Origin of the sequence: Microbacterium oleivorans, assembly GCF_013389665.1 — a bacterium.
Taxonomy (GTDB): domain Bacteria; phylum Actinomycetota; class Actinomycetes; order Actinomycetales; family Microbacteriaceae; genus Microbacterium; species Microbacterium oleivorans_C.
In genome coordinates this window covers 3239512-3252059 of sequence record NZ_CP058316.1, presented here as the reverse complement: position 1 = coordinate 3252059, position 12548 = coordinate 3239512, and the positions used below count along the sequence as shown (strand labels likewise).

General features: G+C 71.4%; 11 protein-coding genes and 1 tRNA gene. 8 read left to right on the top strand and 4 right to left on the bottom strand.

What is annotated here, in order from left to right; genetic code table 11:
- The first annotated feature begins 11 nt into the window (after positions 1–11).
- Positions 12–1211: an aminotransferase class I/II-fold pyridoxal phosphate-dependent enzyme gene (locus tag HW566_RS15460; protein WP_178014376.1), complete on the top strand. Its 1200-nt coding sequence runs from the start codon at positions 12–14 to the stop codon at positions 1209–1211.
- Here HW566_RS15460 and HW566_RS15455 read toward each other — a convergent pair.
- Positions 1185–2003 (bottom strand): carbon-nitrogen hydrolase family protein, encoded by an 819-nt coding sequence (locus HW566_RS15455; protein ID WP_178014374.1) that lies wholly within the window; start codon positions 2001–2003, stop codon positions 1185–1187. The genes HW566_RS15460 and HW566_RS15455 overlap by 27 nt on opposite strands.
- A 134-nt stretch (positions 2004–2137) precedes the next feature.
- Between HW566_RS15455 and HW566_RS15450 the strand changes: the two genes are divergently transcribed.
- Positions 2138–2211: transfer RNA gene (locus HW566_RS15450), tRNA-Met, on the top strand.
- Between the two features lie 91 nt (positions 2212–2302).
- On the opposite strand, the gene HW566_RS15445 is transcribed toward HW566_RS15450, so the two are convergent.
- Positions 2303–2731: a MarR family winged helix-turn-helix transcriptional regulator gene (locus HW566_RS15445; RefSeq protein ID WP_256728765.1), complete on the bottom strand. Its 429-nt coding sequence runs from the start codon at positions 2729–2731 to the stop codon at positions 2303–2305.
- A gap of 110 nt (positions 2732–2841) precedes the next feature.
- On the opposite strand from HW566_RS15445, the gene HW566_RS15440 reads away from it, so the two are divergent.
- From HW566_RS15440 to HW566_RS15415, 6 genes are read left to right on the top strand one after another with little or no spacing between them, the layout of a single operon-like run.
- Positions 2842–3921, top strand: coding sequence for a polyprenyl synthetase family protein (locus HW566_RS15440; protein WP_256728764.1), 1080 nt, complete (start codon positions 2842–2844; stop codon positions 3919–3921).
- A complete protein-coding gene (locus HW566_RS15435; protein ID WP_178014370.1) occupies positions 3918–4799 on the top strand; it encodes a phytoene/squalene synthase family protein in 882 nt (293 codons plus the stop codon). The genes HW566_RS15440 and HW566_RS15435 overlap by 4 nt, the downstream gene beginning before the upstream one ends.
- Complete coding sequence (crtI, locus tag HW566_RS15430; protein ID WP_178014368.1) at positions 4796–6376, top strand: phytoene desaturase family protein; 1581 nt, start codon at positions 4796–4798, stop codon at positions 6374–6376. The genes HW566_RS15435 and crtI overlap by 4 nt, the downstream gene beginning before the upstream one ends.
- A gap of 2 nt (positions 6377–6378) precedes the next feature.
- Positions 6379–6711, top strand: a complete 333-nt coding sequence (locus tag HW566_RS15425; RefSeq protein WP_178014366.1) for a lycopene cyclase domain-containing protein — start codon at positions 6379–6381, stop codon at positions 6709–6711.
- A complete protein-coding gene (locus tag HW566_RS15420; RefSeq protein WP_178014364.1) occupies positions 6708–7013 on the top strand; it encodes a lycopene cyclase domain-containing protein in 306 nt (101 codons plus the stop codon). Before HW566_RS15425 ends, HW566_RS15420 begins: the two co-directional genes overlap by 4 nt.
- Positions 7010–7888 carry a prenyltransferase gene (locus HW566_RS15415; RefSeq protein WP_178014362.1) on the top strand — a complete coding sequence of 293 codons (879 nt, stop codon included), beginning with the start codon at positions 7010–7012 and terminating at the stop codon, positions 7886–7888. Before HW566_RS15420 ends, HW566_RS15415 begins: the two co-directional genes overlap by 4 nt.
- A 42-nt stretch (positions 7889–7930) precedes the next feature.
- Here HW566_RS15415 and HW566_RS15410 read toward each other — a convergent pair whose 3' ends face one another.
- Both HW566_RS15410 and HW566_RS15405 read right to left on the bottom strand, forming a co-directional pair.
- Complete coding sequence (locus tag HW566_RS15410) at positions 7931–9505, bottom strand: Rieske 2Fe-2S domain-containing protein (RefSeq protein WP_178014360.1); 1575 nt, start codon at positions 9503–9505, stop codon at positions 7931–7933.
- Positions 9506–9626: 121 nt separating this feature from the next.
- Positions 9627–12548, bottom strand: a complete 2922-nt coding sequence (locus HW566_RS15405; protein WP_178014358.1) for a DEAD/DEAH box helicase — start codon at positions 12546–12548, stop codon at positions 9627–9629.

Here is a 12548-nt window from a genome sequence, read left to right as displayed (position 1 = left end):
GCCTGAGCCGGATGCACGAGGTTTCCGGCGCTTGGCGCCGCGCCGCCCGCGGCGCCGGCCTGCTCACCGAGGACGGGTCCGCCGTCCCCACCATCTTCGCCGAGATGAGCGCCCTCGCGGGCCGCACCGGAGCTCTCAACCTCGGCCAGGGCTTCCCCGACGACGACGCTCCCGCGCCCGTCCTCGAGGCCGCGCGCGAGGCCATCGCGAGCGGCCGCAACCAGTACCCGCCCGGGCGGGGCGAGCCCGACCTGCTCGCGGCGATCGCCGAGCATCAGGCCCACTGGTACGGCATCCCTCTCGACCCGGAGACGGAGATCCTGGTCACGGCCGGAGCGACCGAGGCCCTCGCCGCGACGATCCTCGCCCTGGTCGACGGGCCCGACGACGAGGTGGTCGTGTTCGAGCCGTACTACGACGCCTACGCCGCGCTCGTGGCGTTGGCCGGCGCCCGCCTCGTGACGGTACCGCTGCGCTGGCCCGACTTCCAGCCCGACCTCGATCGGCTTCGCGCCGCCGTCACCGATCGCACGCGCATCATCCTGGTGAACGATCCGCACAACCCCACCGGCGCGGTGTTCAGCCGCGAGGTGGCAGGCGAGATCGTCCGGCTCGCCGACCGGCACGATGCGGTCATCGTCACCGACGAGGTCTACGAGCACCTCACCTTCGACCAGCCCCACGTGCCGTTGTCCACCCTGCCCGGAGCGGCCGATCGCACCCTGTCGATCTCGTCCGCCGGCAAGACCTTCTCGGTGACCGGCTGGAAGGTCGGCTGGATCTCGGGGCCGGCCGAGCTCGTGCGTGCGGTGCTCGCCGTGAAGCAATGGCTCACCTACGTCAACGCCGGGCCGTTCCAGCCGGCCGTCGCGACCGGACTGCGCCTTCCCGATGCGACGTTCACCGCCATCGCGGCGCGACTGCGCGCCGGACGCGACACGCTGGGCGCGGGCCTGCGGGCCGCGGGCTTCGCCGTCTCGACTCCCGCCGGGTCGTACTTCACCGTCGCCGACGCCGCCCCCCTCGGCGCCGTCGACGCCGCGGCGTTCTGCCGAGAGCTGCCCGCGCGTGCGGGCGTCGTCGCGATCCCGCTCACCGCGTTCGCCTCCGAGGCGCACCGCGACGAGTACGCCACCCTGGTGCGGTTCGCGGCCTGCAAACGACCCGACGTGCTCGAGGAGGCCTCAGCGCGCCTCGCTGCCGCCTTCTGACCGCGGCACGACGACGAAGCGCCGCAGCCGCAGCGCGGGATTCAGCCGCCGGACCCGGTCCACCGCGTCGGCGTCGAGATGCGCCACCGCGACGTCGCTGGTCGTCCCGACCGCCGCGACCTCGACCCCCTGCGGGTCGAACACCGCGGAGTTGCCGACGCCGAGAGGCGGCGGATGGTCGGCGGCGGCGACGAACAACGTGTTCTCGATCGCGCGCGCCCGCAGCAGCGTCGTCCACTGCAGCTCTTTCAACGGGCCCCGTACCCACTGGGCCGGGACGAGGACGACGTCGGCGCCGGCGTCGGCCAGGGTGCGCGCGACCTCCGGGAAGCGCAAGTCGTAGCAGGTCATCAGGGCGAACCGCATGCCGCCGACCACGAACGTCTGCGGCTCGTCGATGTCTCCGGCCTCGACCCAGTCGGACTCCCGCTGGCCGAACGCGTCGTACAGGTGGAGCTTGCGGTACACCGCACGCACGCCATCGCGTCCGACCGCCACGACGGTGTTGCGCACGCGTTCGCCGTCCGAGGCGCTCTCGAGCAGCCCCGCGACGATGTGCACCTCGTAGCGGGCCGCGAGACGCTGCAGCGCGTCGACGAAAGGCCCGTCGACGGGCTGTGCGTGGGCGAGGAGGGTCTCGTCGAAAGGGTCGACGAAATAACTCGAGTACTCCGGGAATACCACGACGTCGGCTCCGCGCCCGGCGGCTCGCTCGACGAGCCCCTCGATCGCCCGGAGATTGGCGTCGGGGTCGGCGGCCGGGGCGAACTGCGCGACGGCGAGTGCGGTCATGGCGCCATCCTCTCCTCCACCGCCGCCGACGGCAAACATGGCTCGCGCCGTGACGGCCGACACGCCCGGCGCATCCCGGATCGGGGCCCCGATTGGACCCACTCCAGGATGCGTGCTAGCTTTATCTCTTGTGCCGCGGGGTGGAGCAGTTCGGTAGCTCGCTGGGCTCATAACCCAGAGGTCGCAGGTTCAAATCCTGTCCCCGCAACAGAAACGACGAAGGCCCCGCTGAGAAGCGGGGCCTTCGTCGTCTCTCCCGCAGCCCCGCCCGATCCGAGCGGGCCGCGGAATCCGGCGGGTCACTCGTCGACGACCGCCTCGCTCATCCCGTCGAGGAAACGGGCGACGGTCGCCAGTTCGGCATCGTCGAACGGCTCCATCGCGCCGCGCATCCGCGCCATGCGCGTCGCGAAGTGCCGACCGAAATCCGCGCGCGACGAGTCGGTCAGGGTGATGACGAGGGCGCGCCGGTCGTTCGGGTGAGGCTCGCGCTCGATGAACCCCTCGCGCGAGAGGCGGTCGAGGAGTTTCGTGGTCGACGCGCTCGAGATACCGAGATGACGCGCCAGATCGTGCGGCTTGACGAGCTCGCCCCGCTGTTCGCGGATGCTCAGCATGCGCAGCGCCGACAGGTCGGTGGCGTTCATGTCCATATCGGCTCGCAACCCCGTGTGCATGCGGTCCATCGCGTCGCTGAAGGCACGCACGGCTTCGAGCGTCGAGCGCACTACACGATTCCTTCCCGTCGAGGGCTGCGGGTCAACCATGTGGACACCACCTCTCCGCCGTGGTTATCATCGGCTCAAACGCTAGTTAAGCTAGCAAAAAGGCCCGCTGAATGGCAGACCCGTGGATGGTGAACATGATCTCGCTGCCGGAAGACAGCTCGACAGCGGTCGACCACGCGTTGGATGCCGTGCTCACGCGCCTCACCGAGCGGGCCATCCCCCGCGGCTCCGCCGCTCTCGCTCTCATCCGTGCGACCGGTGAGGCCACCTCGGGCGGCAAACGGTTCCGTCCCGCGCTCGTGGTCGCCGCCTTCGACGCGTTCGGTGGAGACCGCGATCACGCCGACGGTCTCTGGGACGTCGCCGCCGCCTTCGAACTGCTCCACACCGCCTTCGTCATCCACGACGACCTCATCGACCGCGATATCGAGCGGCGTGGTGTGCCCAATGTCGGGGGGACGTTCCGTTCACGCGCTCGTGCCCTCGGCGTCGGCGACGCGGGCGCCGAACGCGTGGGCGACGCGGCGGCGGTCCTGGCGGGAGACATCCTCCTCTACGAGGCGGCGCGCCTGGTCGCGATGGCCGACGTCGACGCGGATCAGCGCGTCCGGCTCTTCTCGCTGCTCGACGACGCCGTTCTCGTCTCGGCGATCGGGGAGCTCGCCGACGTCGAGCATGCCCTCGTCCCCACCGAGCCCGATGCCGCGCAGCTGCTCAGCGCCGCGCACGACAAGACCGCCGTGTACTCCTTCTGCGCCCCGCTCGCGGCGGGCGCCGTTTTGGCGGGTGCCGACGAAGGCGACCGCGCCGTGCTGATGACGGCGGGAGCCGACCTCGGGCTCGCCTTCCAGCTCGTCGACGACCTGATCGGCACCTTCGGAAGCGCCGCGCAAGCCGGTCGCCTCGCCGGTGCCGACCTGCGTGAGGCCAAGCGCACCCCGCTCATCTCGTTCGCGAGGGAGACGGCCGCGTGGCCGCAGATCTCGTCCGCGCTCGCGATGGCTCCCACCGGCCCCATCGCCGTCCAGGCCGCGCAGCGCGAGCTCGATGCGAGCGGCGCACGCGAGCAGCTGGTGACGCTCATCGGCCACACCCTCGCGTCGGTGCGGCGCCGCGCCGCCGAGCTTCCGGACGAACCCCATGCCCTCATCGAGCGGCTCGCCGCCGGCATCGAAGGACGCATCCCGTGACCGACGACACCACCACCGGAATCGCGCTCTACGATCGAACGGCGCGTGACGCCGCGGCCGTGGTGATCTCGGCCTACTCGACCTCGTTCGGCCTCGCCGCGCGCCTCCTGGGCGGCCGCGTCCGCCCGCATGTGCGCAACATCTACGCCCTCGTCCGCGTGGCCGACGAGATCGTCGACGGCTCGGCCAGTCAGGCCGGGCTCCCGGCCTCGGCGCAGCGCCGGGTGCTCGACGCTCTGGAGACCGAGACGCTGGCGGCCGTGGACGAGGGGTTCAGCGCCAACCTCATCGTGCACGCCTTCGCCCGCACCGCGCGCGAGTGCGGCATCGGCGCCGATCTCGTCCGCCCCTTCTTCGCCTCGATGCGCACCGACCTCGACGTCACCGAGCACGACGCGCTCTCGCACGACTCGTACGTCTACGGCTCCGCCGAGGTGGTCGGGCTCATGTGCCTCCAAGTGTTCGTCAATGCCGGAGGGACGCAGCCGCGCCCCGCCGATCCCGATCTCGTCGACGGCGCACGCCGCCTCGGCGCCGCTTTCCAGGACGTGAACTTCTTGCGCGATCTCCCCCACGACGTCGGCTCCCTCGGCCGCGATTACCTCGGCGTCGGCGACGCGGGTGCCGGAGCCGTCTCGCGGCTCGAGGTCCTCGACCGCATCGACGCCGATCTCGACGCCGCCGGCGCCATCATCCCCCGGCTCCCCGCGGACTGCCGCCGCGCGGTCACGGCCGCCCACGACCTCTTCACGGCCCTCTCGCGCCGCCTGCGCCGGTCCGGCGGAACCAGCGCCCGCGTGCGCGTTCCCAACGGCGTCAAGCTCGGCCTGGCGGCCCGCGCCACGGTCGGCGCCGCACCCCTGCGAGCCGGCTCATGAGCGCCGCATCTCCCGGGCCCCGCCGGATCGTCGTCGTGGGCGGCGGCATCGCCGGCCTGTCGACGGCCGCCCTCCTGGCCGAGGAGGGCCACGCCGTCACGGTCATCGAGGCTCGCGACGAGACCGGCGGGCGCGCCGGGTCGTGGGAGCGCGACGGCTTCCGATTCGACACCGGACCGAGCTGGTACCTCATGCCCGAGGTGTTCGATCACTTCTTCGCGCTCCTCGGCACGACCGCGGCAGCGGAACTCGACCTCGTGCCCCTCACCCCCGCCTACCGCGTGTACGGGGAGCCCGCGGGGTCCGGTCCGGGTGAGCACATCGACGTCGTGTCGGGACGCGCGGAGGCCACCGCGCTGTTCGAGAGCCGCGAGCCCGGCGCCGGCGAGCGCCTGGAGGATTACCTCGACTCCGCCGCGGATGCTTACGACCTCTCGGTCTCGCGCTTCCTCTACGACACCTACGCGACGACGGAGGGTCTGCGCGACCCCGAGATCCTCGGACGCCTCCCCCAGCTCGCACCGCTGCTGACCCGCTCGCTCGTCCGCCACGTCGAGAGCCGGTTCTCCGACCCGATGCTCCGCCAGATCCTGGGGTACCCGGCGGTCTTCCTGGGATCGTCGCCGTACGACGTGCCGAGCCTGTATCACCTGATGAGCCACCTCGACCTCGACGACGCGGTGTACTACCCGCGCGGCGGGTTCACGGAGGTCATCGCGGCCATCGAGCGCCTCGCCGTCGCGCGCGGCGTCGAGGTGCGCACCGGCACCGCCGTGTCGCAGATCCTCACCGGCGCCGACGGCACCGCGAACGGTGTGCGCCTGGCGGACACCAGCGAGCTGTCGGCGGATGTCGTCGTGTCGACGGCCGACCTGCACCACACCGAGACGGTGCTTCTCCCGCCCGATCAGCAGTCCTACCCGGAGCGCTGGTGGCGCAAGCGCACGCCGAGCTTCGGCGCGCTGCTCCTCCTGCTCGGCGTGGACGGCGAGCTCCCCCAGCTCGCCCACCACACGCTGCTGTTCACGAGCGGCTGGCGCGAGAACTTCGATGCCATCTCGGGCCGCGATGCGCACATCCCCGATCCCGCCTCGCTGTACGTGTGCCGCCCGAGCGCGACCGACGACACCGTCGCACCCGAGGGCTCCGAGAACCTGTTCGTGCTCGTCCCGATCCCGGCGGACCCCGCACTCGGACGCGGGGGCGTCGACGGGGAGGGCGACGCGGTGATCGAGGCCGCCGCCGACCGCGCGATCGCGCAGATCGCGGAGTGGACCGGCATCCCCGACCTCGCCGACCGCGTCCGCGTCCGCCGCACCATCGCCCCCGGCGACTTCGAGCGCGATCTCGGCGCGTGGCGGGGCAACGCCCTGGGGCTCGCGCACACACTGCGCCAGAGCGCTCTCTTCCGGCCGGGCAACGCCTCGAAGAGGGTCCCCGGTCTGTACTACGCCGGCGGCTCGGTCCTGCCCGGCATCGGCCTGCCGATGTGCCTCATCTCGGCCGAGCTGGTCGTCAAGCGCCTGCGGGGCGACACCACCGCCGGCCCCCTGCCCGAACCGGCCGCGACCGCCTGAACGTGCCGGGTCTGTATCTGCTCGCGCTGCTGGTCTCGTTCGGCGGGGTCGCGCTGCTCGACCGTCGCTTCAGCCTGGCCTGGTGGCGCGACCGCCGCACGACGCTGATCGCCTCCCTCGCCGGGACGGTGTTCTTCCTCGCCTGGGATGCCGTGGGAATCGCGACGGGCGTCTTCGTCAAGGGCGACAGCACGCTGCTGCTGGGGCTCGACCTCGCGCCCCATCTGCCGATCGAGGAACCGGTCTTCCTGCTCTTCCTCAGCTATCTGGCGCTGGTGGTCCACGGCGCCGCACATCGCCGCAGCGCCCGCCGCGACGGGAACGCACCATCGTGACCTACACCCTGATCGTGGTCCCCTTCGTCCTCGTGACGGCGGCGGCGACAGTGGCCACCGTCCGCCGTCCGGAGTTCGGCCGGCGCATGATCCGGTCGGCCGTCGCGGCGCTCGTGCTGATCGCGCTGACGGCGGTCTTCGACAACGTCATGATCGCCGTGGGCCTGTTCACCTACCCTGAGGAGCACCTCAGCGGCATCCGCGTCGGGCTCGCGCCCATCGAGGACTTCGCCTACCCCCTCTGCGCGGCCTTCCTCGTGCCGGCCGTCGCGACCCTCGTGGAAAGACGACCCGAACGATGACCGTCGCCTCGCTGTCGCGCCAGCTTTTCGTCGCCTCACGCCCGGTGAGCTGGATCAACACGGCGTACCCGTTCGCCGCGGCCTACCTGCTCACCGTGCGCGAGGTCGACCTCACGCTCGTGATCGGCACCCTGTTCTTCCTGGTGCCGTACAACCTCGCGATGTACGGCATCAACGACGTCTTCGACTACGAGTCCGACCTGCGAAACCCCCGCAAGGGCGGTGCGCACGGCGCCATCCTCGATCGACGGGTGCACCGGGCGACGCTGTGGGCGTCAGCGCTGTCGTGCGTGCCTTTCGTCGTCTACCTCGTCGCGGTCGGGTCGCCGCTGTCGTGGCTCGTGCTGGGCCTCAGCCTGTTCTTCGTCGTCTTCTACAGCGCCCCGCCGCTGCGGCTCAAGGAGCGGCCGTTCGCGGACTCCGCGACCAGCAGCATCCACTTCTTCTCACCCGCCGTGTACGGGTTCGTGCTGGCGGGGGCGACCTGGACGTGGCAGCTGGTGCTCATCGTGCTGGCGTTCGCCGCGTGGGGCGTCGCCTCGCACGCCTTCGGGGCCGTGCAGGACGTCGGCGCCGACCGCGACGCGGGCATCGCCTCGATCGCCACCGTGCGCGGCGCGCGATGGACCGTGCGCTTCGCCCTCGTCTGCTACATCGTCGCGGGTGTGCTGATGCTCGCGACGACCTGGCCGGGCCCTCTCGCCGCGCTCGTCGTCGTGCCCTACCTGATCACCCTCTGGCCGTTCCGCGACATCACCGACGAGACCTGCGAGGACGCGACCGCCGGGTGGGATCGGTTCCTCTGGCTCAACCAGCTCGGCGGCTTCGTGGTGACTCTGCTGCTCATCTGGTGGTGGCTGCTCACCACCGGCTGAGCTCGCCTCGGGGCCGGGCTGGGCGATCGGCGCCCGCCGGGCTCAGGCCACCGGGCTGACGGCTTCGGCGCGCTCGACGGCCTCGGTCCGGCTCGCGCGGATCGGATGCCCCTGCGTGGTCAGGCACCGACCGCTCGCCAGATCCCACTTCCAGTCGTGCAGCGAGCAGGTGAGAACACCGTCCTCGATCTTGCCGGTCTTGGTCAGGTCGGCGCGCAGATGCGGGCACCGACGCTGCACCGTCCAGTCCCCCAGCTCCGCATCCTCGGTCTGGTCGGACTGCTCGGCGTACCAGTTCTCCACGTACTCGATGCGGTCGCGCGAGAGGCACTTCAGGAAGGTCGTGAGGAACTCGTTGAACTTGCCGCTGCGTCCGACCTCGAACTGCATCGAGAGGAAGATCGAGTTCGACCAGTCGATCTCGTGGTCGCGGATGTTCGTCGAGACGAGGTCGGCGGGGATCGTGTACCAGTAGATGCACTCCTCGCCGGCGTACTCGCGGACCTTGGCCCGCGGGAAGTCCACGACCATGTCGAGCTCGCCGATGCGGAACCGCACCATGCCCCCGACACCGTTGCGGACCGTCCGCGCACGCCGCAGCAGCGGCTCCCACCACTCCTTGATCGCCTGCAGCATCTCGGCCGGCGGCAGCACCTCGGCGCGCGTGGCTATCTCGGCTCGCACCTCGTCCTGCCGGCTGTCGCGCTGCTCGGCGAGGTAGGCCCATTTGTCCGAGAAGATCCGCTCGATCTCGGCATCGGTGTAGAGGGTCTGGGTGATCTCGACGTCGCCGCCGTTCACGTCGACCTGCGTGCCGGGCACGAACAGGTATCCCTGCTGCTCGGGACGCTCGGTCGCCATGTGCTCCAGGAACTGCGCCTGGTCGGTGAAGATCGAATCGTCCTGCTCGCCCCAGCCGTTGTAGCGGAAGAGCTCCTCGCGCAGGAACATCGGCGGTCCGGCCATCGGGAAGACATGGGGCGCGTCGACCTTGTCGATGTAGTACATCGCGCGCTTGTTCTGCGCATCGCGCTTGAGCTGGGCGAAGTTCTGCTTCGCGTCCTGCGGCAGGTCGTAGACCATCGGCCACCAGATGGCCCCCGAGACCTGGGTGAAGTACGCGTCCGGCTTGCCGAACGAGAGGAGCTTCTCGAGGTCGAGAGGGTGGGAGTCGTTCTGATTCAGCACCGACGCCGTGCCGTCGTCGACCGACAGGCTCGAGTCGCCGATCGGCCCGTCGCTCGGCGCACGCAACGGCGTGACCATGACCTTCAGGTCGCCGAACTCCAGAGGAACACCACTCTGGGTGTAGACGATGTTGTCGTAGCCGAGTGCCCGCAGATCGGTCTCGAGATCGTCGGTGGGATAGTCCGGCAGCAGCACGCGGATGCTGGTGGGCACGTGCTTGCGCAGCAGCGCCGGGTCGAAGTGGTCGCGGTGCCGGTGCGAGATGTAGAGGAAGTCGGCGCGGCCGAACCGGTTCCAGTCGAGCCCGCGGTTGTCGGGGAAGGGGAACCACGAGCCGAAGAAGCTCGGGCCGACGACCGGGTCGCAGAGGATGCTGCCCCCCGCCGTCTCGATGAACATTCCGGCATGTCCCAGGCCTGTGATGCGCATGACGATGACCTCCTGTTGCGACTGATCGAGTCTACGTGAGGCCCCACCGGCCACCGGGCCGCCCGGGCCGTGTCAGTTCGCCGGATCGGCTGCGACGCCACCGGATCCCCGCCCCCGGGGGTCAGGAGAGCAGCGCGCGGATGTCGTCGGCCGTGAGCGCGCTCGAGAAGGCCCCGTCGGCGTCGAAGACCGCGCTGAACAGGCGGGCTTTCCGGCGCTGCAACTCGACCACCTTCTCCTCGATGGTGCCCGCCGCGATGAGCCGGTACACCGTGACCGGCCGGTCCTGTCCGATGCGGTGGGTCCGATCGATCGCCTGCTGCTCGGCCGCCGGATTCCACCAGGGGTCCAGGAGGAACACGTAGTCCGCCTCGGTCAGCGTCAGCCCCACGCCGCCGGCCTTCAGGCTGATGAGGAACACCGGGTCGTCGCCCCGGCGGAACGCGTCGATGACCGCCGAGCGCCGCGTGGTCGAGCCGTCCAGACGGACCACGCCGACACCGTGTGCGCGCAGGTCGGCCTCGACGATGTCGAGATAGGAGGTGAACTGGCTGAACACGAGCGCGCGGTGCCCTTCGGCGATCACTGCGTCGAGCCGGTCGCGGAGCGCGCCCAGCTTGCTCGACGCCAGGCCGGGGCCACCGGCATCCACCAGTGCGGGAGCCAGCGCGAGCAGACGCAGCAGCGTCAGCGATCGGAACACGATGAACCGTTGGCTGTCGAGATCGTCCAGCAGACCGAGCACCTTGCGGCGTTCGCGCTGCAGCACGCGCTCGTAGACGGCACGATGGCCGCTGGAGAGCTCGACGTGGATGTCCTGCTCCTGTCGGGGCGGCAGGTCGGCGGCGACGACGTCCTTCGTCCGCCGCAACAGGAAGGGACGGATGCGGCCGCGCAGACGTCCCAGCCGGCGCTCTCGCGCCGCGCCGCCTTCGCGGTTCTCGTCGACACCGCCGTGCTCGATCGGCGTCACGTACTCCTCGCGGAACCGGCGAGCCGACGGGAACAGGCCCGGGGAGGTCAGGGAGAGGATCGCCCAGAGGTCGGTCAGGCTGTTCTCGAGCGGTGTGCCGGTGGCGGCGAAGACGACGTCGGCGCGCAGCGCGAGAGCAGCCCGATGGACGTGGCTGCGGGGATTCTTGACGTACTGGGCCTCATCGAGGACGACGCTCGACCACTCGCGATCGGCGTAGGCCGCCGCGTCGAGGCGGAGCAGTGCGTAGGACGTCACGACGACGTCGGTGTCGACGTCGTCGAAACGGCGACCGGAACCGTCGACGATCGTCACGCGAAGCGCCGGGGCGTGGCGGGCGGCCTCATCGCGCCACGCGCCGACCACCGAGGTCGGGGCCACGACGAGGGCCGGACGCGTCTCGCCCGCCTCGCGTGCGTGCTGCAGCAGCGCGAGGAGCTGCAGTGTCTTGCCGAGGCCCATGTCGTCGGCCAGGACTCCACCGAGCCGCGCGTCGCGGAGCGCGCAGAGCCAGCCGAGGCCGTCACGCTGGTACGGACGCAGCGCGGTGGCGAGCCCGGTCGGCAGGAGAGCGGCCGCGCCGCCGTCGCCATCCGGCTCGGCGGCGCGCAGCGCGTCGGCGGCGCGGCGCCAACGGACCGCGGGCTCGCTCTCGTCGGCGAGGTCTTCGAAATCCGTCCACAGCTGCACGTGGTAGCGGCTGATCCGCGCGCCCGTCTCCCATTCGACGAGGTCACGCGATTCCTCGATGAGGTCGCGGAGCCGGTCGAGCGCGGGGTGCGCGAGCGAGAAGTACGCGCCATCCGACAGCAGCATCTTCTTCCGCCCCTGCGCGAGCGCGGTGAACAGCGGCCGGAACGGGACGCGTCGGCCCTCGACGACGACGTGCACCGCCAGCTCGAACCAGTCCGCATCGGTCGTCTCGACCGTCTTCACCGTGATGCGCGGGTCGCCCGCGAGTTCGCGGTACGCGCGACGCAGCCCCGACACCTCGACGCGAACGGCATCCAGCTCTTCGAGGGCGGGAAGCACCCGGGTCGTGAACTCAGCGGCGTCGACGCCGCTGCGGCGCCCGCTCGGTGCGAACGGTTCGCCGCTCGCGCTCGCCCAGGCCCGTTCGAGCGCCCCGCGGAGGTCTGCCCGCTCGGGGTCGCGTTCCCGCTCGACCGAGACCGCGACAGCTCCGACTCCGGGCAGGTGCCAGGAGATGGCGTAGACCAGCTCGTCCCGGGGATTCTGCTCCACGGCCACGACCACGCTCACCCGCTCGGGCGGCGGCAACCGCACCCCCGTCGCCGCGACCACGGTCGCCTCCCGCGTCAGGCGCGGGTACGCCTCGCGGAAGAAGTCGTCGACCTCGTCGGCGGGGACGCCCACCGGGCGGCCGGAGGCGAGCAGCGCGCGGACGCCGCCGCCGAGCGGCACGGGCGCGAAGGTGATGCGCAGCACGTCGCCCACCCGGTCGATGGCGTACACGCCCACGTGTCCGAGCGGGCGCGCGTGCGCCGCGGCGACGCCGTCGACGCTGACGGTGGTCACGAGGACGAGACCGCCCTCCCGCGCGTCCACACGCACCTCGACCGAGGCGGCCTCGCCGAGCTCGACCTGCTGGTCGGGACGGGTCGCCACGATGGGGATGCCGAGCTCGGCAGCCGCCCGCAGGTGCGGCCACAGCAGGTCGGAGTCCGCCCCGTCGAGCGTCAGCCACTCGGAGTCGCCGAACCCGCCGAGGAGCCGGGCATCGTGGGCGATGCCGTACAGGGTGGCGAACCACCGCGTCCGGGCGGCGTCGATGCGCCAGGCGCCGCGACGCAGGGATTCCCAGGTCTCGTCGCCGGCGACCCACCGCGCGCTGGACGAGCTGCGCACGAGCGGGCGCACCGCGAGCCGCAGATCGCCGGTGGACGTCTCGACGCTGCGGGCCGTGGCCGGCGCCACTCGCCGTGGACCCCAGTGCGCCTCGTCGGCGCTCTCGCGCTGGCGCAGCTGCACCCCGAGGGCGATGGGGGTGTCGTCGGCCGAGGCCGGCGCGAGCACGGCACGCCATGACGGCCCGCGGAGTGCGGTCAC

Coding starts and splice junctions, on each gene's coding strand:
- HW566_RS15410 (WP_178014360.1), bottom strand. CDS start 9,505: ATGCGCATCACAGGCCTGGGACATGCCGGAATGTTCATCGAGACGGCG.
- HW566_RS15440 (WP_256728764.1), top strand. CDS start 2,842: ATGGCAGACCCGTGGATGGTGAACATGATCTCGCTGCCGGAAGACAGC.
- crtI (WP_178014368.1), top strand. CDS start 4,796: ATGAGCGCCGCATCTCCCGGGCCCCGCCGGATCGTCGTCGTGGGCGGC.
- HW566_RS15455 (WP_178014374.1), bottom strand. CDS start 2,003: ATGACCGCACTCGCCGTCGCGCAGTTCGCCCCGGCCGCCGACCCCGAC.
- HW566_RS15415 (WP_178014362.1), top strand. CDS start 7,010: ATGACCGTCGCCTCGCTGTCGCGCCAGCTTTTCGTCGCCTCACGCCCG.
- HW566_RS15460 (WP_178014376.1), top strand. CDS start 12: ATGCACGAGGTTTCCGGCGCTTGGCGCCGCGCCGCCCGCGGCGCCGGC.